General features: G+C 68.3%; 19 protein-coding genes and 1 riboswitch. Of the genes, 9 read left to right on the top strand and 10 right to left on the bottom strand.

Annotated features, from left to right (window positions below; genetic code table 11):
- Positions 1-37: 37 nt before the first annotated feature.
- The 8 genes from ACGLHS_RS26385 to ACGLHS_RS26420 all read right to left on the bottom strand — a co-directional run bounded on the left by ACGLHS_RS26385 (position 38) and on the right by ACGLHS_RS26420 (position 9944).
- A complete protein-coding gene (locus ACGLHS_RS26385) occupies positions 38-2509 on the bottom strand; it encodes a PepSY domain-containing protein (RefSeq protein ID WP_394484606.1) in 2472 nt (823 codons plus the stop codon).
- Positions 2510-3256 carry a hypothetical protein gene (locus ACGLHS_RS26390; RefSeq protein WP_394484608.1) on the bottom strand — a complete coding sequence of 249 codons (747 nt, stop codon included), beginning with the start codon at positions 3254-3256 and terminating at the stop codon, positions 2510-2512.
- A gap of 1 nt (position 3257) precedes the next feature.
- The gene (locus ACGLHS_RS26395; protein WP_394484610.1) at positions 3258-5804 is read right to left on the bottom strand and encodes a TonB-dependent siderophore receptor; all 2547 of its coding nucleotides are present in this window, start codon (positions 5802-5804) and stop codon (positions 3258-3260) included.
- Positions 5805-5932: 128 nt separating this feature from the next.
- On the bottom strand, positions 5933-6964 hold the full coding sequence (locus tag ACGLHS_RS26400) for a FecR domain-containing protein (protein WP_394484612.1): 1032 nt from the start codon (positions 6962-6964) through the stop codon (positions 5933-5935).
- On the bottom strand, positions 6961-7467 hold the full coding sequence (locus tag ACGLHS_RS26405) for a sigma-70 family RNA polymerase sigma factor (RefSeq protein ID WP_093246352.1): 507 nt from the start codon (positions 7465-7467) through the stop codon (positions 6961-6963). Before ACGLHS_RS26405 ends, ACGLHS_RS26400 begins: the two co-directional genes overlap by 4 nt.
- A gap of 130 nt (positions 7468-7597) precedes the next feature.
- Positions 7598-7726, bottom strand: a complete 129-nt coding sequence (locus tag ACGLHS_RS26410; RefSeq protein WP_394484614.1) for a hypothetical protein — start codon at positions 7724-7726, stop codon at positions 7598-7600.
- Positions 7727-7742: 16 nt separating this feature from the next.
- Positions 7743-8747, bottom strand: a complete 1005-nt coding sequence (locus ACGLHS_RS26415) for a sodium:calcium antiporter (protein WP_394484616.1) — start codon at positions 8745-8747, stop codon at positions 7743-7745.
- Between the two features lie 7 nt (positions 8748-8754).
- Positions 8755-8963, bottom strand: a riboswitch (yybP-ykoY riboswitch).
- Between the two features lie 63 nt (positions 8964-9026).
- A complete protein-coding gene (locus ACGLHS_RS26420) occupies positions 9027-9944 on the bottom strand; it encodes a LysR family transcriptional regulator (RefSeq protein WP_394484618.1) in 918 nt (305 codons plus the stop codon).
- 76 nt (positions 9945-10020) lie between these two features.
- Here ACGLHS_RS26420 and ACGLHS_RS26425 point away from each other — a divergent pair, with 76 nt between their 5' ends.
- Genes ACGLHS_RS26425 through ACGLHS_RS26445 form a run of 5 tightly spaced genes read left to right on the top strand, consistent with a single transcriptional unit; the run spans position 10021 to position 15006 of the window.
- Positions 10021-10893 carry an HpcH/HpaI aldolase/citrate lyase family protein gene (locus ACGLHS_RS26425; protein ID WP_394484620.1) on the top strand — a complete coding sequence of 291 codons (873 nt, stop codon included), beginning with the start codon at positions 10021-10023 and terminating at the stop codon, positions 10891-10893.
- Positions 10894-10930: 37 nt separating this feature from the next.
- Positions 10931-11923: a tripartite tricarboxylate transporter substrate binding protein gene (locus tag ACGLHS_RS26430; protein ID WP_394484622.1), complete on the top strand. Its 993-nt coding sequence runs from the start codon at positions 10931-10933 to the stop codon at positions 11921-11923.
- Positions 11924-11952: 29 nt separating this feature from the next.
- Positions 11953-13134 carry a CaiB/BaiF CoA transferase family protein gene (locus ACGLHS_RS26435; protein ID WP_394484624.1) on the top strand — a complete coding sequence of 394 codons (1182 nt, stop codon included), beginning with the start codon at positions 11953-11955 and terminating at the stop codon, positions 13132-13134.
- Positions 13131-14006 (top strand): amidohydrolase family protein, encoded by an 876-nt coding sequence (locus ACGLHS_RS26440; RefSeq protein WP_394484626.1) that lies wholly within the window; start codon positions 13131-13133, stop codon positions 14004-14006. The genes ACGLHS_RS26435 and ACGLHS_RS26440 overlap by 4 nt, the downstream gene beginning before the upstream one ends.
- A 28-nt stretch (positions 14007-14034) precedes the next feature.
- Positions 14035-15006, top strand: coding sequence for a Bug family tripartite tricarboxylate transporter substrate binding protein (locus tag ACGLHS_RS26445; RefSeq protein ID WP_394484627.1), 972 nt, complete (start codon positions 14035-14037; stop codon positions 15004-15006).
- A gap of 99 nt (positions 15007-15105) precedes the next feature.
- Here the strand turns inward: ACGLHS_RS26445 and ACGLHS_RS26450 are convergent, their stop codons facing one another.
- Positions 15106-16041, bottom strand: a complete 936-nt coding sequence (locus ACGLHS_RS26450; RefSeq protein ID WP_394484629.1) for a LysR family transcriptional regulator — start codon at positions 16039-16041, stop codon at positions 15106-15108.
- A 117-nt stretch (positions 16042-16158) separates the two neighbouring features.
- Between ACGLHS_RS26450 and ACGLHS_RS26455 the strand changes: the two genes are divergently transcribed.
- From ACGLHS_RS26455 to ACGLHS_RS26470, 4 genes are read left to right on the top strand one after another with little or no spacing between them, the layout of a single operon-like run.
- Entirely contained in the window at positions 16159-17097 is a 939-nt protein-coding gene (locus ACGLHS_RS26455) for a dihydrodipicolinate synthase family protein (RefSeq protein WP_394484631.1), read from the top strand.
- Positions 17098-17150: 53 nt separating this feature from the next.
- A complete protein-coding gene (locus tag ACGLHS_RS26460) occupies positions 17151-18131 on the top strand; it encodes a Bug family tripartite tricarboxylate transporter substrate binding protein (RefSeq protein WP_394484633.1) in 981 nt (326 codons plus the stop codon).
- Positions 18121-18834, top strand: coding sequence for an SDR family NAD(P)-dependent oxidoreductase (locus tag ACGLHS_RS26465; RefSeq protein WP_394484635.1), 714 nt, complete (start codon positions 18121-18123; stop codon positions 18832-18834). The genes ACGLHS_RS26460 and ACGLHS_RS26465 overlap by 11 nt, the downstream gene beginning before the upstream one ends.
- A gap of 34 nt (positions 18835-18868) precedes the next feature.
- Positions 18869-20035, top strand: coding sequence for a mandelate racemase/muconate lactonizing enzyme family protein (locus ACGLHS_RS26470; RefSeq protein WP_394484637.1), 1167 nt, complete (start codon positions 18869-18871; stop codon positions 20033-20035).
- A 16-nt stretch (positions 20036-20051) separates the two neighbouring features.
- On the opposite strand, the gene ACGLHS_RS26475 is transcribed toward ACGLHS_RS26470, so the two are convergent.
- Positions 20052-21029, bottom strand: a complete 978-nt coding sequence (locus ACGLHS_RS26475; protein WP_093246362.1) for a tripartite tricarboxylate transporter substrate-binding protein — start codon at positions 21027-21029, stop codon at positions 20052-20054.
- Positions 21030-21175 lie beyond the last annotated feature (146 nt).

Here is a 21175-nt window from a genome sequence, read left to right on the forward strand (position 1 = left end):
CATACCGCGCCGCTGCGGATAGCCGCCGATGTCAGATTCAGTACACGTCGCGGCGGTAGCGGCCTTCGGCGATGAGGTCGTCGAGCGCGGCGCGCCCCAGCACTTCTTCGAACACCGCATCGACACCCGCGGCCATGCCCGCCATGCTGCCGCAGACATAGACCACCGCGCCGTCGCCGATCCAGCGGCGCAACGTGTCGGCCGCCTCGCGCAGCCGGTCCTGCACGTAGATGCGCGTGGGCTGGTCGCGCGAGAAGGCCAGGTCGACACGCTCGATCGCCCCTTGCGTGCGCCATTGCGCCACTTCGTCCATGAAGAAGGCGTCGTGCGCGCGTTGCCGTTCGCCGAACAGCAGCCAGTTGCGCCGATGCCCGCGCGCGATGCGCTCGCGCAGGTGTCCGCGCAGCCCGGCATAGCCCGAGCCGTTGCCGATGAAGATGCAGGGCACGTCGCCATCGACAAGCTCGAAGCCCGGATTGCGCAGCAGGCGCAGCGCGATGTCCGCGCCCTGCGGCGCATGTGCGGTGAGCCAGCCGGAGGCGATGCCCAGCCCCGACGCATGGCGCGCCTGGCGCACCAGCAGGCGCACGCGCCCTTCCTCTGGCACCGAGGCGATGGAGTAACGCCGGGGCGCCAATGGCGCCAGGTTGTCGGCACGCGACTGGGCGTCGTGCAAGTGCGGCAGCAGCTCGACCAGCGCACCCGGCTGCCATGAAGGCAGCTCGCCATGCGCCGGCGTGAGTTCGATCTCGTACAGCGGCGTGCCGATGCTGTCCGCATTGAGCAGGCGGCGTGCCGACAGCGTCCAGTTGGCAAAGGGCGCCTCGTCGGCCTGTGGCACCGGCAGACCGGCGCTGTGGTCATCGCCCGCACCGGCCAGCACGCCGAGCTTGTGCCGCCAGGCCGCGAGCGCACCCGGGTCGCCGTTGTCCACCTCGATCATCGGGAACATCGATTGCGCACCGGCCGCCACCAGCGCCTGGTCGAGCGTATGGCCGAAGCCGCAAAAGCGCGGGTAGTTCCGGTCGCCCAGGGCCAGCAGGCCGTAGCGCAGATGCGAAAGCACCGCATCGCCGAACTGCGACAGCTGCTGCGCAAAGCGCCGCGCCATATCGGGCGGCCCGCCTTCGCCGAAACTGCTGACGACCATCAGCACGCGCTGGTGATCGCGCAACTGTCCGGCATCGAGCCGCGCCAGCGACGCCAGCGTGACGGCGACGCCGGCGGCCTGCAGTGCGGCGGCACTGCGCAACGCGATGCCTTCGGCCACGCCCGACTGGCTGGCGAAGGCCAGCAGCACGCGCTCGGGCAGCGCGCCGTCGTCGGGCCGGGGCACCGTGCCAAGCGCCGCGCGCTCGGCACGAACCGCGCGCTTCTTGCGCCGCCGGTCGAGGTACAGCATCCAGCCCGTGACCGCGAACACCGGCAGCATCAACGACGCCAGCAGCATCGCGATGCGTCCGGGCAAGCCGAAGTAGGTGCCCATGTGAAGCGGGTAGATCGTCGCCAGGAAGCGCCCGCCTTGCGACTTGGAAGCGTAGCGCTCGTCCTGCGTGACCTCGCCGTCGGGCAGCCGGACCGTCGTGCGGTTGCGCGCGCGGTCGTGCGGCGGATCGGCGTCCAGCCAGGTGAAGAGCACCGAGGGCGTCGCACCCGAAGGCACGCGCAGGATCGCCTGGCTCCATCCACTGGAGTTCTTGGCGAGTTGCTCGAAGGCGGCCCATGCCGGCGCGATGTCGACCGCGCCCGCGTCCGCGCGCGCCATGTTCCGCACACGCGGTGCCGCAGCCGCACCGGCCGCCGGGCGCGCGGCCGTTCGCGCGCCGCCCACCATCACGTCGACGGTGTCGCGCAATGCATCGAAGGCCCAGTACATGCCGGTGGTGGTGAGCACCAGGTACACCAGCAGCGCGCAGGTGCCCAGCACCGAATGCAGGCCCCACAAGAAGGAACGGCCCTTGAGGGCGGTGTCGAAGGTGAGCCATGCGCGCCAGTCGAGCGGCCGGCGCGGCCATCGCAGGTACAGGCCCGAGAGCGACAGCAGCAACAGGCCGCCGGCCAGCACGCCGGCCGTCGTCTTGCCCTGCTCGCGCGGCAGCAGCAGCCAGCGATGCAGTTCCTCGACCCACTCGAAGAAATCGGCGCCAACGAGCGGCGGCAGCGCGGCACCCGAATACGGATCGAGGTAGACGGTCTCGCCGCGCCGCTCGCCCTTGGGCGGCGCGAAGATGACGCGTGCCGCGGCACCCGGCGCTGCGTACACGGTGAGCGTGCCGACCTGCCGTTCGCCGAAGGCCTGGCGCACGGCGCCGAGCAGTTGCGGCGGCGTGAGCGCCGGCGCGGCCTGCGCGGGCACTTCGCGCCCGCCCGGATTCATCGCGTCCAGCAGCTCTTCATGAAACGAAAGGACCGCGCCGCTCAGGCCGATCACGACCAGCACCGTGCCGGCCGTGATGCCGATCAGCCAATGCAGCTGGAACCAGATCTGGCGCAGTCCGGGGAGTTTCATTTATCGCGCACCCACTGCCCAGTCGATCGCCGCGCCGAACAGCTGCCGGCCCGAAGGCGCAAGGTTGGTGAAGGTGTCGTTGTCTAGGAAGAACATCACCCGGCGTGCCGGGGCGAGCGATTCGTAGTCCATCGTCGCGCCCTTCTCGTAGCCGAAGATCGCCGCCTTCTCGGGCTGGCCGTAGAGCGTGGCGATGGTGATGGCGCCCAGGCCGGGCTTGCCCCAGCTCATGGCGGCCTGCTTCACGTAGACGTTGTTCACGCCGGCGGCGAGCCCCGCTGCCATCGGGTGCGGTGCGTTCACGATCCAGAGGTAGCGCTCCTTGGGCGCTTCGCCGAAGTCGACGTCGTGCCGCTTGCCGGTCATCGCGAGGTCGTCCAGGAGGTCGTTCTCCCAGGTGAGCAGGGGCACGGGCAACTGGCGCCACGCGCCGCTCACGTCCTTGGCCGCGACGGTGGACGAGATGACGACGAGGTCCGAACCGTTCGCCACCGCGGGGCTGGCCGACTGGTCCTGCAGCGTGACGGCGTAGCCGCGCGATTCGAGGTGCTGCCGGATCTTTTCATCGACCGGCAGGTTCGGGCCGCTGCGCTGCACCAGCAGCACGACCTTGCGTCCGTTGCCTGCAGCGGTGGAGGTGGCAGAGGCAGCAGGTTCGGTCGCCTGCGCGGCCTGCAGGCCGGCCAGCAGCCCGCATGCGACGAGAAGAGAAGCGGCGCGGCGCGAGAGATGCATGAGCGAATTCATCCTAGAACTCGAAGGTGGTCAGCAGCGACACCTGGCGCGCATCGCCCATCGAGATGAAGTAGGTGTTGACGGCCGAGGGGTAGTAGGTCTTGTCGAACAGGTTCTTCACGTTGAGCTGGAACTTCACCTTGCGCCCGTACATGCGCGTGTCGTACGTGGCGAAGGCGTCGACCGTGGTGTAGGCCGGCAGCTCGAAGCTGTTGGCGGAGTCGCCCGCGCGCTTGCCGACGTAGCGCGCACCCGCGCCCAGGCGCAGCCGGCCTTCGCCGCCGAACACCGGGCCGGCGTCGTACACGGCCGAGATCGAGGCCGTCTGGCGCGCCACGTTCCAGAGCCGGTTGCCCGCGTACAGCGGGTCTTGCGTGGTCTTCGCATCGACGAAGGCATAGCTGCCGATGGCGCTCCAGCGCTTGCCGAGCTGGCCCGCGAAGTCGATCTCGAGGCCGCGCGAACGCGCGGCGCCCGAGGTGCGCCAGTCGGTCAGCTTGGTCACGTCGTTGAACTGCGACACGAGCACGTTCTTCTTGTGGATGTCGAACAGGGCCACGGTGCCGGTGATGCCGCCCGGCATGTCGAGCTTGGCGCCGAACTCCCACGACTTGGCGGTTTCCGGCTGCACGGCCGAGTCGAGGACGAAGCCGCTCGACAGCGGCGCGATGGTCGATGCGGGCTTGAGCGACTGCGTGTAGCTGCCGTACAGCGAGACGGTGTCGCTCCACTTGTAGACCAGCCCCACGCGCGGCAGCACCTTGGAGCCGTCGGTGTCGGTGTTGACCTTGAACGGCCGGCCGCGCCCTGCCGTCTGCGTCCATGCCTGGTAGCGCAAGGCGACGACGGCGATCCACTTGTCGTTCAGGTGGATCGAGTCCTGGAAGAACAGCGACTGGTTGTGGAGCTTGTCGGTCTGGTCGCTGTCGCTGGCCGACACGGTGCTCGAAGGCAGCTCGAGGCCGTACACCGGGAACAGGTAGCTGAAGGTGCGCGTGGTGGCCTGGCGCAGCAGGTCGGCGCGGTAGATCTTGCGGTACTCGGCGTCGACGCCGAACTGCAGATCGTGCCGCATGCCCGCCAGCTGCACGCTGCCGTCGACGTACGCGGTGCCGTAGCTGTCGGTGCTCAGGGCGCCGTGCGTCGCGTCGTTGCTGCGCGTGAGCGTGCCGCGCGTGGCGTTCAGGCCGTTCACGCGCAGCTGGTTGGCGTCGTAGGTCTCGCGGTTGTAGCTGAGGTTCAGGTGGCCGGCCCAGCCGCCGCCGAACTGGTGATCGACCGAGAGCTGGCCCAGGTGGGTTTCGCCGCGCATCTCGTTGAACGGCTCATCGAGCCGCTGCGTCTTCGGCAGGTTCAGCGGACGCTGGGTGCGCGGGTCGAGCGCGGTGCCACGGTCGAAGGGCGTGACGTACTTGCGATACTCGTACCAGAGCACGGCCTGCGTGTCGTCGCCATACCAGGCGAGCGATGGCGCGACGAGGGTCTCGCGGTGCGTGCCGAAGTTGCGCCAGTAGTCTTCGTCGACGTGATCGACGATCAGCCGGTAGGCCAGGCCGTTCTCGCCGATGGGGCCGGTGGTGTCGAGCGTGGCGCCGGTGCCGGTGCGGCCGTTGGCGTAGCCCGATCCGAGCAGCGACACGGCCGTGCGCTGGCGCAGTTGCGGCTTCTTGCTGACCACGTTGATCACGCCGCCCGGGTCCATGATCCCGTACAGCAGCGACGACGGGCCCTTGAGCACCTCGACGCTTTCGGCCGCCGCGTTCATGCCCCGGCCCTGCACCAGCGGCATGCCGTTGTGCATGATCGATCCGTCGCGGTTGCCACCGAAGCCACGCTTCATGATGGTGTCTTGCGTGCTGGCCAGGGTGTTGCCCTGCGTGATGCCGCTGACGTTGTTGAGTGCATCGTCGATGTTGCGCGGGCGCTGGTCGCGGATCACCTGGGCCGGCACCACGTTGACCACCTGCGGGATGTCGAGCACCGGCGCGGTGGTGCGCAGGGTCGATGCGTCGGGCGTGGGCTGGTAGCGGTCGTCCGCGTCGGAGGGCGCGGGCGCGGCGCGGGCCACCACGCGCACGGCGGGCAGCGTGCCGTCTGCGTCGGTGTCGGGCTCGCTGCTGGATGCAGCCGCTTGCGATGCGGGCACCGCCTTGCGCAAGGTGAACTCGCCCACGCCGCCTTCCACGGCTTCGAGCCCGGTGCCGGCCAGCAAGGCGGCAAAGCCTGCGTGCACCGTGTAGCTGCCCTGAATGCCGCTGGAATTCAGCGTGCGGGTGCTGGCAGGGTCGAACGACAGCGCCACGCCGGCGGCTGCCGCGAAACGCCCCAGCACCGACGACAACGGGCCTGCGTCGATGCGGTAGGCCTTGGCCGGCTGGCTCTGCGTACGCGCCGCCGCTTGGCCGACGGCGGGCTCGGCGGCCCATGCCGTCGCGGCGGGCAGGGCCACGGCGGCGAACAGGCACAGCAGGGCCTTGTGCACGGCATGCGTGACGGGCAAGAGCGCGGCGGGGGCAAGGGGCTCACGCGCGCGATCGCGGCGTGACGGGTTCTCGGACATTCGGATCTCCTTCGGCACAGGGTTCGGTGTTGGGCGTCTTCTCTGGTAGGCCGAACGAGATCGAAAAAGATGAAAGCCGGAACGAAAAGAATTTTGAAAAGGCGAACGGATGCGGTGAGCACTGAAGCTCAGAGCGGGCCCAGCGTGACCCAGTAGCGGGTCATGGCAAACACACGCACCGGGAGCGAACGGGCGATCACCGCCAGTGCCTTGTCGGTGTCCTGGAGCGGGAATGCGCCCGACACGCGGAGGTCTTCCACCGCCGGGTCGCAGGCCAGCCGGCCGCGGCGGTAGCGCGACAGCTCGGCCACCACGTCGCCCAGCCGCCAGTCGTTCACCACGAGGCTGCCCTGCGCCCATTCGGCGGAAGCGGGGTCGGCCTGCCGGGGCGTGTCGATGCGGCCACGCGTGAAGCCGACCTGCTGGCCGGCGCGCAGCACGACGGCCTGTTCGGGCGCCTCGGACGCGCGGATTTCCACGGCGTCTTCCAGCACCGTCACGGCCGTCCGGTCACCATCGCGCCGAACCGTGAAGCGGGTGCCGAGTGCGACGATGCGGCCGTGATCGGTCTCGACCGTGAAGGGCCGCGCATCGACCTGCGCATCAACACGCAGGCCGCGGTGCTTCGCGGTCTCGACCAGGATCTCGCCCTCCCGCAGCCGGACGACCCGGCGCGAAGCATTCATCGCCACATCGACGGACGTGCGCGTGTTCAGCAAGAGCTTCGAGCCATCGGCCAGCTCGACGGACTGCTGCTCGCCGGTGCCCGTGCGATGGTCGGCCAGCCACGCATGCCAGCCGCCTTGCGCATCAACCGCCTGCCACGAGAGGTACGCCAGCGCACCGCCCGAGGCCACGACGCCGATGCCGCGCAGCACGCGGCGCCGGTCGGGCTGTGCCGCGCGCAAGGTGGACGCGGCGATATGCCCCGGCACGCGCCGCAAGGTGGCCTGCATGGCCTCGAGCCGTTGCCAGGCCCGCTGATGATCGGGGTGCGCCTGGCGCCAGCGTTGCCACGCGGCCTTGTCGGCTTCGAGCGCATCGCCCGAGCACAGGCGCGCGTACCAGGCAACCGCCTCCTTGCGCACGTCGAGTTCGGTGCGGGCCGGCGCGCCGGTGCCGTGCACCGTGGCCGTCGATTCGGGTTGCGGTGTTCTCACGGTGCGAGCAGGTAGCAATGCTCGATGGCCTTGAGCATGTAGTTGTTGACCGTGCGCACCGTCACGCCCAGGCGCCGGGCGATCTCGGCGTAGGTGAGCCCGTCGAGCTGCGAAAGGATGAAGGCCTGCCGCACCGCCGGCTTCATGCCGTCGAGCATGGCGTCGATGGCCGTGAGGGCCTCGAGCACGATGGCCCGCGCTTCGAGCGACGGCATCTGCGGCTCGGGCAGCGCGGCCAGCGTGTCGAGGTAGGCCCGCTCGAGCGCGCGGCGCCGGTGGAAATCGACCACCAGCCCGTGCGCGATGGTCGCCAAGTACGCGCGAGGCTCAGCCGCCGCCACGGGCTCCTTCTTGCTTAGCACGCGCACGAAGGTGTCGTGCGCCAGGTCGGCGGCGTTGTGCGAGCAGCCCAGCTTTCTGCGCAGCCACGCATGCAGCCACCCGTGATGGTCGCTGTACAACCCCTTCACTTGATGCTGCAACGCGAACTCGGCGGCCGACATGGCTTTCCCACGCAGCCGGTCAAGCCGCGGTCAGAAGTTAATAAGAACTGTTCTCAATTATACAAAAGACCTCATGGCTTGGGACGGGCCGCCGTTGCCGGACTGCATCCGGCATGGTCGCGAAGCGGCGCTACGGGCAGATCGCCACCCATTCGCAGACGTTGAACCCCAGGTAGAGCATCACGACCACCGCCACGGCAACCCAATGCCAGTGCCGCTGCAGCGCCCTGCAAAGCGCGCGGGCCGCGAGTCTCGCCATGGAACGCGGCCGTGCGTCAGCTGAAATACCAAACGACGTACCCCGCGAAGACGAAGTACAGCAGGCCTGCGCTGGCCAGCAGCCGGGTGTCCATGACGCCGCGCCGGAACAGCGACCACAGGAAAGCCACGGCCACCATCGTCACCACGGCGGCGGCCATGAGCGGCCCGTCGAACAGCCACGGCGTGAAGAACAGGCCCAATGCGCTGGGAATCGTCGCCTGGATCATCATGGCGCCGGAGATGTTGGCAAGCGCCAGCCGCTCCTTGCCCTGGCGCACCCAGATCAACGCGTTCATCGTCTCCGGCAGTTCGGTGGCCACCGGGCTCAGCAGCAGCGCCACCATGTGCGGCGACATGCCGAACGCGATGCCGAGCGATTCGAGCTGGATGACGAAGACATGCGATGCCGCCGCGACGACCGCCAGTGCCGCGATGGTTTGCAGCGCCACCCAGAACAGGGGCGGATTGGCGTCCTTCGGGCGGATCTTGAGCGGCTCGAAATCTTCCGCGCCCTCGCTTTCTCCACCCCGAAGCTCGCGCCAGACGTAGATCGCATAGGCCGCCAGGAACAGCACGCCGAGCCACGGCTTGATGCTGAAAACCACCAGGCCCAGGCCCGCCTTCACCACGAAGATCGCCATGAACCAGGCCTGGTCGCGGCTCAGCCTGCGCTGGTCGACAGCAACCTCGTGCCGGTTGGCCAGCCCCTGCTGCTTGCGCCGGTTGGCGATCAGCGCAAAGCCGACCACCGCGTAGGCGATGGTGGCAAGGACCAGCGGACCGCCGAGAGCGGCACCGACACCGATGTCCTTCTGCGCCGGCGTGCTGCCCATCACCACGGCGGTGAAGGTGACCGCGCTTTCCGGCAATGCGGTGCCGAATGCCGCAAGCACGGTGCCGGTGGCGGTGGCGCTGAGATTCAGGCGGTGGCCGAGCCACTCCACGCCATTGACGAAGAACTCGCAGGCGAAATAGATCGCGCCTGCGGACAAGGCAAACAAGACCAATGTAGTAAGCATGGAACGTGGGGCGCCGGACAAGCAGTGAACCATTGGCACAGCAACGTGGCTCGTCCGGCTGACGGTTCACGCTGTGGCCAAAGGTCTCGCTGGTCAAGCCGGAAACCGAGACGGTTCCGGTTGAAGCTCACGCCATGGAATTCGCAGAACTCCAAGACTGTTGACGTGAGCACCTTTCGAAGAACGAAAGGTTAGCTACTCCCCAATGACAGGAGCCGCGATTATGCCAAGCCCGGAAGAAAAAGAGATGACAGGCGATCGAGCCGCGTTGCCATCTCCTCAAACTGCGGGTTGGCTGCGGCGGCCCGGTCCGCGCGCCGGCCCCTTGCCGGAGACGACGATCTCGGCGCTTTCGACAAAACCCTGGATCAGCCGCAGGCGCGGCGATGCGCGCTGCCACAGGATGCCGAAGCGGCGCGGCTCCGACGGCAGCGGCAACGGGATCTTCGTCACGCGCTGGCCTTCCAGCAGCGGCGATGCAATGTCGGGCACCAGCGAAACGCCCAGGCCGCGATCGACCATCATCGCGATGGCCAGCAACGAACTGAGCTCGAAGCGCTCCTGCGGCGCGATGCCCGCCGCGCGCAGGTAGCGGTCGGCCTGCTTGCCGCCGCCGAGGTTGCGGTCGTAGCGGATCAGCGGCGAGGTTCTCAGCAGCTCGTGCGGATCGCGCCGCGCCAGGCGGCTCGGCGCCAGCAGCACCAGCGGCTCTTCGCGCAGCAGCGACCAGTCGAAGGTCTTGGCGAGCACATAGGGCGGGTACAGGCACACGGCCGCGTCGAGCTCGCCCTGCTGCACCGCCTTGTAGAGCGTCGCCGTCGTGCCCGATTGCAAAAAGACCTTGGCGCCCGGATGCGTCTTCACGAAGCGCGCGAGGATGTCCGGCAGCAGGCTGTGAATGGCCGTGTTGATAGTGCCGATGAGCAGTTCGCCACCCGCCGCGTCGCTGCCCAGCAGCGCCTTGATGTCGCCCACCTCGCGCAGCAGGTTGCGGGCCCGCTGCACCAGCTGGTGCCCCGCCTCAGTGGGCTGCACCGTGCGGCCGGCGCGCGCCAGCAGCGGCGCATTGAGTTCGCGCTCCAGCGTGCGGATCTGCTGGGCCACCGCCGCGGGCGTCAGGTCGAGGCGGCGCGCGGCCTCCGACATCGAGCCCGATTCCACCACCAGGAGAAAGCTGTGCAGGTAGGCCGTTTCCATGAAGATAAATTTTCTATCATCTGATCATAGAGAGCATATGTTTTTCTAATCTCATGAACTGCACACACTGCGGTGCATGAGAAGCAAACTGTTCGTTCCCGGCACGCGCCCCGAGTTGTTCGCCAAGGCGTTGGTCAGCGCGGCCGATGGCATCTGCCTCGACCTGGAAGACGCGGTGTCCGAACCGCGCAAGAACGAGGCGCGCAACACCGTGCGGCAACTGCTGCTGCAAGGCAGTGACACCACCGCATCCGGCAAGACGCTGATCGTTCGCGTCAACGCCATGGACACGCCGTACTTCGCGCACGACGTGGCAGCGACGGTGCAGCCCGGCGTGCACATCATCAACCTGCCGAAGCCGGAAAGCCCCGCGCACGTGCGCGCCGCGGTCGAGGCGATCGAGCGCGCCGAACAGGCCAACGGCGTGCGCACGCCCGTCGGCCTGCTGCTGAACATCGAGTCGGCTGCTGCCTTGCGCACCACGTCGCAACTCGCACTGGCCCATCCGCGCGTGATGGGCCTGCAGCTGGGCCTGGGCGATCTGTTCGAGCCGCTGGGCATTGCGCGGCGCGAGCCTGCGGCCATCCAGCAGGCGATGTTCGCGGTGCGCATGGCCGCCGGCGAAGCGGGCATCTACGCCTACGACGGCGCCTTCGCCGACATCCGAGACGCCGAAGGCTTCCGCGCCGAGGCCATGCTGTCGCGCAACCTCGGCTTTCTCGGAAAGACCTGCATTCACCCGAGCCAGATCGCCATCGCCAACGAGGTGTTCCGCCCCACCGACGAAGAAATCGCGCACGCATGCAAGGTGGTCGAGGCCGCCCGCGACGCCGATGCGAATGGCGTAGGCGCCTATGTCGTGGACGGAAAAATGATCGACATCCCCTTCGTGATCCGCGCGCGCGCCATCGTCGCGAGCGCGCGCAGCCTCGGCCTGCTGCCGGTCTGACCCTCTCGCTTCAAGAAAAAAACCGGAGACAAGACACATGCCTACATCCCTTCGCCTGCGCGATCTAGCCCTTGCCATGGCCCTTCTTTCAGGCATTGGCCTGCCAGGCGCCAACGTGTTCGCACAGCCGCCCGCGTACCCCGCCAAGCCCGTCACCATCGTCGTTCCCTATCCGGCCGGCGGCTCGAACGACACCTTCGCGCGCCAGGTGGCCAAAGAGTTGGGCGACGAACTCAAGCAGCCCGTGATCATCGACAACCGCCCCGGCGCGAGCGGCAACACCGGCACCGCGCAGGTCGCCAAGGCCACGCCCGACGGCTACCTGCTGGTGGCGGTGTCTTCGAGCATGACGACCAACGCGGCCGTGCAATCGAAGCTCCCCTTCGATCCGGTCAAGGGCCTGGCGCCCGTGGCCATGTTCGCCAAGGGACCGTTCATCGTCGCGGTCAACAACGACTTTCCGGCAAAGACGCCGGCCGAGCTGATCGCCGCCATCAAGGCAAAGCCGGGCCAGTACAACTACGCGTCGTCGGGCTCGGGCAGCGTCAACCAGTTCGGCACCGAGCTGCTCAAGGCCAAGGTGGGCGACCTGCAGATCGCGCACATCCCCTACAAGGGCATGGGCCCGGCCGTGACCGACCTGATCGGCAACCAGACGCAGCTGCTGATCTCCAGCGGCCCGTCGCTGCTGCCGATGGTGCGTGCCGGCAAGCTGCGCGCCGTCGGCATCACGAGCCTGAAGGCCAGCCCGGTCGCGCCCGAACTCACGCCGATGTCCACGGCGGTGCCGGGCTACGAATTCGAGCTCTGGTGGGGCCTGCTGGCACCGGCCGGCACGCCGCCCGATGTGGTCGCCAGGCTCAACGGCGCCGTCAACCGCATCCTGGCCAAGCCCGCGATCGCGGCCAACTTCCTGCGCGAAGGCGCCATCGCCACGCCGCTCACGCCGGCGCAGTTCGGCACCGTCATCGCCGACGACGTGGCGCGCTGGAAGACGCTGGCGCGCCAACAGAACATCACCGCCGACTGAAGACAGACGACAAAGAGAAAGAAAGATCCATGAGCCTCGACGCCCCCCAAGACGACACACGCCTGCCTGCGCGCGGCGGCCCGGCCGGGCCGTTGAGCGGCCTGCGCGTGCTCGATCTGAGCGCCTACATCGCGGGCCCGTACGGCTGCTCGCTGCTGGCCGACCAGGGCGCAGAAGTCATCAAGATCGAGCCGCCCACCGGCGACAACCTGCGCAAGTACCCTTCGACGCTGGAAGCCGAGAGCCGCGCGTTCATCGGCGTCAACCGCAGCAAGCTCGGCGCGGTGCTCGACCTGAAGAACGCGGACGACCTCGCCGCGCTGATGGCGCTGGTGCGCACGGCCGACGTGCTGGTGCATAACTTCCGGCCCAGCGTGCCGCCCCGGCTTGGCATCGCTTATGACCAACTGAAAACCGTCAATCCGCGCCTGATCTATTGCAGCGTCACCGGCTATGGAGAAACCGGTCCGCTGCGCGAGAAGGCGGGCTACGACCAGGTGCTGCAGACCATGACCGGCATGTGCGCGCTGCAAGGCAAGCGCGGCGAAGCACCCGAAATTCTGTATGGCTCGGTGGTCGACTACTACGCGGCCGCGCTGGTGGCCGCGGGCGTGGCCTCGGCGCTGTACGAGCGCGAGAAAAGCGGCCAGGGCCAGTACGTCGGCGTGTCGCTGCTGCGCTCGGCGCTCACGATGCAGTCGGCGCGCATGGTGTGGGCCGAGGGCGAGCCGAAAGACGTGGGGCGCGACATGCGCTCGGGCGGCATCACCGGCCTGCACCCGACGCGCGAGGGCTACATCTACATCTCGGCCAACACGCCGCATTTCTGGCAGGCGCTGTGCGCCAAGGTCGGCTTGCCCGAACTCGCGGCCGACGAACGCTATGACTCGGTGCGCAAGCGCGCGCAGCATTTCGCCGAGATCGTGCCGAAGCTGCGCACCGCGCTGGCCACGCGCACCGCGCTCGAATGGGAAGCGCTGTTCGGCGAAGACGTGCCCTGCTCCGCCGCGCGCACGGTCGAGGACATGTTCGACAACGAGCAGGTGCTGGCCGAAGACATGGTGGCGACCTTCGCGCACCCCACGCTGGGCACCTACCGCGGCTTCACACGGCCGGTGCAGTTCGGCCGCACGCCGGGCCCCGAGCCCTTTGCCGCGCCGACGCTGGGGCAGCACACCGACGCGGTGCTGTCAGTGCGCAAGGCAACATGAGCACGAGCGCCGCGTATCCCCACAGCAGCGGCACGCACAAGCCCATCGACGTGGCGCCCGCGGGCGCCTGCGACGCGCACATGCACATCTACGACCGCCGCTTCGCGCATTTCGGCGCACCGGATGCCATGGTCGATGGCGCCACCGTCGACGACTACCGCCTGCTGCAGCAGCGCATCGGCACGCAGCGCACGGTCGTCGTGCAGCCGCGCGCGCACGGCACCGACAACAGCGTGACGCTGGCGGCCATCCAATCGCTCGGCGCCGCGCATGCGCGAGGCATTGCGGTGGTGCGGCCCGAGGTGACCGATGCCGAACTCGAACGCCTGCACGCGGGTGGCATTCGCGGCATCCGCTTCACGCTCTACACGCCCACGCACGCGGCGACCGATTTCTCCATGGTCGAGCCCCTGGCGCAGCGCGTGCATGCGCTGGGCTGGCATGTGCAGCTGCACTGGAACGCCGACCAGATCGCGGCACACGCAGCCTTGCTGGCGCGCCTGCCCTGCACGATCGTGTTCGACCATCTCGCGCGGCTGCCCTTGCCCGATGCCGCATCGCATCCCGCGTTCGGCGTCATCAGCCGGCTGCGCGACAACGGCCGCACGTGGATCAAGCTGTCCGGCGCCTACCTCGATTCCAAGGTGGGCGCAGCCGGTGGCTATGCGGACACGACCGCCATCGCGCGGGCCTGGGTGCAACAGGCACCCGAGCGCGTGGTGTGGGGCAGCGACTGGCCACACCCCACGGAGCCCATCGCCAAGCCCGACGACGCGGTGCTGTTCGACCTGCTCGGCGAGTGGGTGCCCGATGCGGCCACGCGCCACCGTGTGCTGGTCGACAACCCGGCGCGGCTCTACGACTTTTCCTGAAACCACAAAGACCGAGCGAGACATCCGAATGAAGACAAGAAGAAGACGCGTCCTGACATCGATCGCGGCGCTGGCCGCCTGCATGCCGCTGCTGGGCTGGACCGCCGCATGGCCCGACAAGCCGATCCGCATGGTGGTGCCCTACGCCGCGGGCGGCGGTGCCGACAACACGGCGCGCATCGTCGCGCAGCAGATGAGCATTGCGCTGGGCCAGCAGATCATCATCGACAACAAGCCCGGCGCGGGCGGCGTGATCGGCGCCGACAACGTGGCCAAGGCGCCCCGCGACGGCTACACGGTGCTCTACGACGCGTCGGCGTTCTCTGTCAATCCGTCGCTGCGCAAGCTGCCCTTCGACGCGGCGAAAGACTTCATTCCGGTGTCGTTGGTGGCCACCGCGCCGCAGATCCTCGTGGTGCCTGCCACCGCGCCATACAAGACGGTGGCCGAGTTCCTGGACTTCGCGCGCAAGAACCCCGGCAAGCTGAGCTTTGCCTCGGCGGGCGGTGGCACCGGCTCGCACCTGGCCGGCGAAGCGCTGAACGAGCAGGCGAAGATCAACCTGATGCATGTGCCTTACAAAGGCGGCGCGCCCGCGCTGACCGACGTGATGGGCGAGCAGGTGTCGGCCTACTTCGGCAACGCGGCATCGACCCTCGGCTATGTGCAGTCGGGCAAGCTGCGCGCGCTGGCCGTGAGTTCGGCCAAGCGCGTGCCCACCTTGCCCGACACACCGACGCTCGCCGAGTCGGGCCTGCCGGGCTACAACGTCGTCGAGTGGAACGGCGTGTTCCTGCCCAAGGGCACACCGCCCGACATCGTGCAGAAGCTCGGCAAGGCAGTGCAGGCAGCGGTCAACGAACCCAAGGTCCGACAAAAGCTGCTGCAGCTCGGACTGGAACCTGCGGGCACGACGCCCGAGGCGTTCTCGAAGTTCGTGCAGGACGAAACCGGCCGCGTCAGCGCGCTGGTGCGTGCGCGCAATATCCGGGTCGATTGATTCGCCGGGCCGCGCCTTCGCTCACGTCGAGCGTGAAGACGCCACAGGCCTGGTCCGGTGGTGTGTCGGGCGCACTGCCGTTTCGATGGCCTGAAGAATTCAGCCGCGCGACACACCGTCATTGACCAGCTGCCACAGCGCCTCGGCCACCGGCGCCATGTGCGCGGTCTGCCGGTACAGCCGGATGTCCACCGGCACCCGCCACGCGCCCGCGCCGGCATCCACCAGCGTGCCATTGCGCAGGTCGTCCGCCACCAGGCTCATCGGCAACCACGCAAGGCCACGCCCTTCGAGTGCCATCGTGCGCAGCAGCGCGGCGTGGTGCGCGGTGAAGACCACCGACAGCGATGAAGCGAAGTCCTTGCCGAACTCGCTGTCCTGGATCGACCGCATGATCCGCCCCAGGCCCGAGGCCTCGCTGTACGCCAGCACCGACGGCGCCTGTCCGCTGCCGAGCGCGTGCAGCGGCCCACCGCTCGCATCGGGCGCCGCGACCGGCAGCAGCACGTCGTCGCTCAGGCGTTGCATCGGGTACTGCGCATCGTCCAGCCTGCCGGGTGCATCGGCATGGCCGTGGCACAGCACGAACTGCACGCGGCGCTGCAGCATCAGGTCTTCGCAGGCCAGGGAGCTGTCTGAAATCGTCTGGATCGGGCCCAGGGTCAGCCGGGCCTCGATGCTGCCCAGCCAGCGCGGAAAGAAGGTGAGCGACAGCACGTGCGTGGCCGCGAAGCTCAGGCTCGCGGCGGCGAGGTCGTGCGCGGCCTTCGCCTTGATGCGAGCGGCTTCAAGGCCGGCCAGCACTTCCTGCAGCAGCGGCTGAAAGCGCTTGCCCGCGGCTGTCAGCGCAGTCGGGTGCGCGCTGCGGTCGAACAGGTCGACGCCCACCCACTCTTCCAACGCGCGGATGTGGCGGCTGAACGCGGGCTGCGCGATGGCGCGTGCCTGCGCGGCGCGCGAGAAATTGCCGGTCTCGGCCAGGGCCAGGAAATCTTCCAGCCATTCGAGGTCGAGGGGTCGGTTGCCGGGGCCCATGCACAGCGCGATCTGGTGGTTTGAATAGTTGTATGCGATTCGAGTATTGGACGGTTCGCACCCCGCCAGCAAAAGATGCACGCATTCCTGCACCTCGAACCCCAACGGAGACACAGCATGCCTTCCATCGCGAATTATCGCGGGATCATTCCCGCCATTTCCTGCCCCTTCACCGCCGACCACCGCATCGACGAGCCGGCCTTGCGCAAGCTCGCTTCGTGGCTAGCAGGCCATGACGGCGTGGTGGCGATCATGACCAATGGCCACACCGGCGAGGTGTTCTCGCTGACCCCCACCGAGCGCGCCGAAGTGACCCGCATCGTTGCCGACGAACTGCGCGGCCGCATGCCGGTGATCTCGTCCATCGTGTGCGAAGGGCTGGCCGAAGCCGCCGAGCATGCGCGCGCCGCGCAGGCCGCCGGTGCCGTGGCGCTCGACGTGATGCCGCCGCACCACTGGCTGCGCTTCGGCTTCACGCCGGGGCATGCGCTGCAGTACTTCGACGCCATCCACCGCGCCGCGCCCGAACTGGACCTGGTCTGCCACGTGTACCCGGCATGGACGCGCGCCTCGTACTCCTCGCAGCTGCTGGCCGAACTGGCCCGCCTGCCCTACCTGCAGGCCTTCAAGGTCGGGCAGCGTGACATGAACAAGTACGCCCGCGACATCCAGGCGATCCGCGAGGCCGATGCGTCGAAGGCGATCCTCACCTGCCACGACGAATACCTGCTGGCCTCGATGGTGCAAGGCGTCGATGGCGCGCTGGTCGGCTTCGCGACCTTCATCCCGCAACTCATCATCGACCTGTGGAATGCGGTGAAGGCCGGCGACCTGAAGAAGGCGATGGCGATGCAGGCACTCATCACGCCGCTCAAGGATGCGGTGTACGGCGGTGGCGAGCCGACCGGCGAAGCGCATGCGCGCATGAAGGGCGGCATGTACCTGGCCGGCGTGCTCGACAACGCCACGGTGCGCCCGCCGACCGAAGCGCCCAACGCGCGCGAGATGGAAGCGCTGCACGCAGCCGTGCAGCAGGCCGGCCTGTCCAGGCGCTGAGCGCCCGCCCGGCACCGCCGGGTCTTTCCGATAAACACAAGGAGACAAGAGACATGCAACGCCACCATTTCCTGCGCGCCGCGCAGGCCACGCTCATGGCCCTCGCGCTGGCCGCAGCTGCTCCGGGCTTTGCCCAACAGACCTGGCCAAGCAGGCCGGTGCGCATGGTGATCCCGTTTCCGCCGGGCGGCACGCTCGACACCATCGGCCGCCTGCTGGCGCAGAAGCTCGGCGAGCAGACGGGACAGACCTTCATCGTCGAGAACCGGTCCGGCGGCAACGGCATCATCGGCGCCGACGTGGTGTCCAAGGCACCGGCGGATGGCTACACGCTGCTGTTCAACGCCTCGACCTTCACGACCGCGCCGATGACGATGAAGTCCGTGCCCTACGACGTGGTGAAAGACTTCGCACCGGTGGCGCTGGTCGCCAAGGCACCGCTGTCGGTGGCCATCAACAAGAACCTGCCGGTGACCGACGTGAAGTCGCTCATTGCCTATGCCAAGGCGCATCCGGGCAAGATGACTTTCGCGGTGGGCTCGATCGGCTCGGCCGGCCACCTGTCGACCGAGTTGCTCAAGCGCGCGGGCGGCGGGCTCGACTATTTGATCGTGCCGTACAAGGGCACCGCGCCGGCCTTCCAGGATTTGATCGGCGGGCAGATCGACGGCTTCATCGACCCCATCCTCGGCTCGCTGCAGTACCAAAAGAGCGGCATGGTGAAGGTGATTGCAGTGACCTCGGCCACGCGCGCCACGAGCCTGCCGAACGTGCCCACGGTGGCCGAGAGCATTCCGGGCTACGAGTTCTACAGCTGGTATGGGCTGTGGGGCCCGGCGAAGCTGCCGCCCGCCATCACGCAGCGGCTGAATGCCGAGGTCAACAAGGCCTTGGGCACCGACATGCGCGAGACGCTCAACGCGCAGGGCCTGCTGCTCACGCCGGGCAGCGTCGACGACTTCGCCAGGTTCCAGGCGGCCGACATGGCGCGCTCGAAGAAGATCATTGTGGAAGGCAGCATCCATGTCGAATGAGGGCACCGCAGTGCCGCATGCCGTGGTGACGGGCAGCAGCGGCGGCATCGGCCGCGCCATCGCGTTGCACCTGCTGGCGCAAGGCTGGCGCGTGAGCGGGCTCGACCTCGCGGCGCCGACGCTGCTGTCGCAGGCGGGCTTCACGCATGCGACGGTCGACCTGTCGCAGCCTGAAGACATCGCGCGCGCCACGGCCACGCTCGGAGACGTCGACGCGCTGGTGCATGCGGCCGGCGTGCTGCGCGTGGGCCCGCTGGGCCGTCTCGACCACGCGGGCGGGGAGCTGATGTGGCGCCTGCACGTCGATGCGGCCACACGGCTGGCCGATGCCCTCGTGCCCGCGATGGCCGCGCGCGGCACCGGTGGCCGCGTGGTGTTCGTCGGCAGCCGCGTCGCGCAAGGCATGCCCGGACGCGGACAGTACGCCGCGACCAAGGCCGCGCTGATCGCGCTCGCGCGAAGCTGGGCGGCGGAAGTCGCCGACCGGGGCGTGACGATCAACGTGGTGTCGCCCGGCGCCACACAAACATCGATGCTGCAGGACCCCGCGCGCGCGGACAGCGCGCCGCGCCTGCCGCCCATCGGCCGGCTGATCCAGCCGGAAGAAATCGCCGCGCTCGCCGGCTTCTTGCTTTCTCCATCCGCCGCCGCCATCACCGGGCAGGACATCGCCATCTGCGGCGGTGCGTCGCTGCACCGCTGAGTTTTTTTCCTTTCTTTTTCATCACAGACAGACCATGAAAATCGTCGACATCCGCGAGTCCACGCGCCCCATCAAGTCGGACATCCGCAACGCCTACATCGACTTCTCGAAGATGACCCTGAGCCTGGTGGCAGTGGTCACCGACGTGATCCGCGATGGCAAGCCCGTCGTCGGCTACGGCTTCAACTCCAACGGCCGCTATGGCCAGGGCGGCCTGATCCGCGAGCGCTTTTTGCCGCGCCTGCTCGAAGCCGATCCCGCATCGCTCATCGACGAGACGGGCGACAACCTCGACGCGCACAAGATCTGGGCCCGCATGATGATCAACGAGAAGCCCGGCGGCCACGGCGAGCGCTCGGTGGCCGTCGGCACCATCGACATGGCCGTGTGGGACGCGGTCGCCAAGATCGCCGGCAAGCCGCTCTACCAGTTGCTGGCCGAACGCTACGGCAACGGCACGCCCAACCCGCGCGTGTTCGTCTATGCGGCCGGCGGCTACTACCACCCGGGCAAGGGGCTGGAAGGACTGCAGCGCGAGATGACCAGCTACCTGGAGCGCGGCTACTCGGTGGTGAAGATGAAGATCGGCGGCGCCTCGCTCGCGGAAGATTGCGAGCGCATCGAATCGGTGCTCAAGCTCCTCGGCCCCGGCCAGCAACTGGCGGTGGACGCCAACGGCCGCTTCGACCTGCCCACCGCCATCGACTACGGCCGCGCGCTGTCGCAGTACCCGCTGTTCTGGTACGAGGAAGCCGGCGATCCGCTCGACTACGAACTGCAGGCGAAGCTGGGCGAGGTGTATGCCGGCCCCATGGCCACGGGCGAGAACCTGTTCTCGATGCAGGACGCACGCAACCTGATTCGCCACGGCGGCATGCGGCCCGACCGCGACTGGCTGCAGTTCGACTGCGCGCTGAGCTATGGGCTGGTGGAGTACCTGCGCACGCTCGACATGCTGAAGGCGCACGGCTGGTCGCCCTCGCGCTGCATTCCGCACGGCGGCCACCAGATGTCGCTGGCGATTGCAGCGGGCCTCGGGCTCGGCGGCAACGAGAGCTACCCCGACCTGTTCCAGCCCTACGGCGGCTTCCCCGATGGCGTGAAGGTAGACAACGGCTACGTCACGCTGCCGCCGCTGCCGGGCATCGGCTTCGAGGGCAAGGCCGATCTCATTGCCGAGATGCGCGCCCTCGCGAGCTGAATGAACGATTGAACGCTCAGGGCTGGAAACCCGAGCGGCGCACCACCGGCTCCCACTGCTGGCGATAGGCCTTGAGCATCTGCGCGGTCTCCGCGGCGGTGCTCACCACGGGCGTGATGTAGAGCGCGTCGGCCGCCTTCTGCAGCCCCGGGTCTTTCATCACATCGTGGATCGCATTGGCCAGCAGCTGCACCTTCGCGGGTGCCATCGAGCTGGGCGCGAAGAAGGTGTTCCAGCCATCGGCATCGATCTTCATGCCGGCCTCGCGGAAGGTCGGAATGCCGGGCGCGAAGCTCGCGCGCTTCTTGCCCGACACGGCCAGGATGCGGATCTTGCCGGCCACATGCTGGGCATAGACCGAGTCGAGCGTGTCGATGGCAATCGGCAGGCTGCCGCCGATCAGGTCGGCCGACAGCGGCGCCGATCCGCCATAGCCCTTGATCTGCGGCTGCACGCTCAGCGCATCGCCCACCATCAGGCCGAAGAAGTGCGGCAGGCTGCCGGTGGCCGGCACGCCGAAGACCGCCTCTTCGGGATGCGCCCAGAGCCGCCCGACCAGGAACATCGCGCGGTCGAGCTGCAGCTTGTTGCCCACCGCGAGCGCGAAGTCGTAGCTGCTGACCTGCGAGACGGGCACGAAGTCCTTGTCGGGGTCGTAGCCCGCGTCCTTGAAGACGAGCGGCGCCACCACCATCACCGCGGGGTTGCCGAGCATCAGCACGTTCTGCCCCGCGGGTGCGCGCTTGACCTCCTTGGCCGCCAGCCGGCCGCCTTCGCCGGGGCGGTTCTCGACAGTCACCGCCACGCCGAGCTTGGGCGTCAGCCGCTCCGCGATCAGGCGCGCGATGCGGTCTGTGCTGCCGCCGGGGGCGTAGCCGACCACGAGGCTCAGCGGCGCGTCCAGCGCGGGTGCCTGGGCATGGGCCACGGGTGCGCAGGCGGCAAGGGCCATGCCCCATGCCATGAGCTTGCGCCGGGAAAGGAATGCAACCATCGGATCTCCTGGAGGCGGGGGTGATGAGCAGGCAGGCAGACAGTCAGGCAGGCGCGATTCCTGCACAGCGAAAATCGCCCGCCGAACCTGTTGCTGCTTGTGGAAACTTGTTACCGAGTTATACGTACGCCACAAACAGTTGATCT

The sequence above is a fragment of the Variovorax sp. VaC1 genome, from assembly GCF_043658315.1.
Taxonomy (GTDB): Bacteria; Pseudomonadota; Gammaproteobacteria; order Burkholderiales; family Burkholderiaceae_C; genus Variovorax.

Coding starts and splice junctions, on each gene's coding strand:
- ACGLHS_RS26385 (WP_394484606.1), bottom strand. CDS start 2,509: ATGAAACTCCCCGGACTGCGCCAGATCTGGTTCCAGCTGCATTGGCTG.
- ACGLHS_RS26425 (WP_394484620.1), top strand. CDS start 10,021: ATGAGAAGCAAACTGTTCGTTCCCGGCACGCGCCCCGAGTTGTTCGCC.
- ACGLHS_RS26445 (WP_394484627.1), top strand. CDS start 14,035: ATGAAGACAAGAAGAAGACGCGTCCTGACATCGATCGCGGCGCTGGCC.
- ACGLHS_RS26440 (WP_394484626.1), top strand. CDS start 13,131: ATGAGCACGAGCGCCGCGTATCCCCACAGCAGCGGCACGCACAAGCCC.
- ACGLHS_RS26470 (WP_394484637.1), top strand. CDS start 18,869: ATGAAAATCGTCGACATCCGCGAGTCCACGCGCCCCATCAAGTCGGAC.
- ACGLHS_RS26405 (WP_093246352.1), bottom strand. CDS start 7,467: ATGTCGGCCGCCGAGTTCGCGTTGCAGCATCAAGTGAAGGGGTTGTAC.
- ACGLHS_RS26455 (WP_394484631.1), top strand. CDS start 16,159: ATGCCTTCCATCGCGAATTATCGCGGGATCATTCCCGCCATTTCCTGC.
- ACGLHS_RS26415 (WP_394484616.1), bottom strand. CDS start 8,747: ATGCTTACTACATTGGTCTTGTTTGCCTTGTCCGCAGGCGCGATCTAT.
- ACGLHS_RS26460 (WP_394484633.1), top strand. CDS start 17,151: ATGCAACGCCACCATTTCCTGCGCGCCGCGCAGGCCACGCTCATGGCC.
- ACGLHS_RS26410 (WP_394484614.1), bottom strand. CDS start 7,726: ATGGCGAGACTCGCGGCCCGCGCGCTTTGCAGGGCGCTGCAGCGGCAC.
- ACGLHS_RS26390 (WP_394484608.1), bottom strand. CDS start 3,256: ATGAATTCGCTCATGCATCTCTCGCGCCGCGCCGCTTCTCTTCTCGTC.
- ACGLHS_RS26435 (WP_394484624.1), top strand. CDS start 11,953: ATGAGCCTCGACGCCCCCCAAGACGACACACGCCTGCCTGCGCGCGGC.
- ACGLHS_RS26475 (WP_093246362.1), bottom strand. CDS start 21,029: ATGGTTGCATTCCTTTCCCGGCGCAAGCTCATGGCATGGGGCATGGCC.
- ACGLHS_RS26430 (WP_394484622.1), top strand. CDS start 10,931: ATGCCTACATCCCTTCGCCTGCGCGATCTAGCCCTTGCCATGGCCCTT.
- ACGLHS_RS26465 (WP_394484635.1), top strand. CDS start 18,121: ATGTCGAATGAGGGCACCGCAGTGCCGCATGCCGTGGTGACGGGCAGC.
- ACGLHS_RS26420 (WP_394484618.1), bottom strand. CDS start 9,944: ATGGAAACGGCCTACCTGCACAGCTTTCTCCTGGTGGTGGAATCGGGC.
- ACGLHS_RS26450 (WP_394484629.1), bottom strand. CDS start 16,041: ATGGGCCCCGGCAACCGACCCCTCGACCTCGAATGGCTGGAAGATTTC.
- ACGLHS_RS26395 (WP_394484610.1), bottom strand. CDS start 5,804: ATGTCCGAGAACCCGTCACGCCGCGATCGCGCGCGTGAGCCCCTTGCC.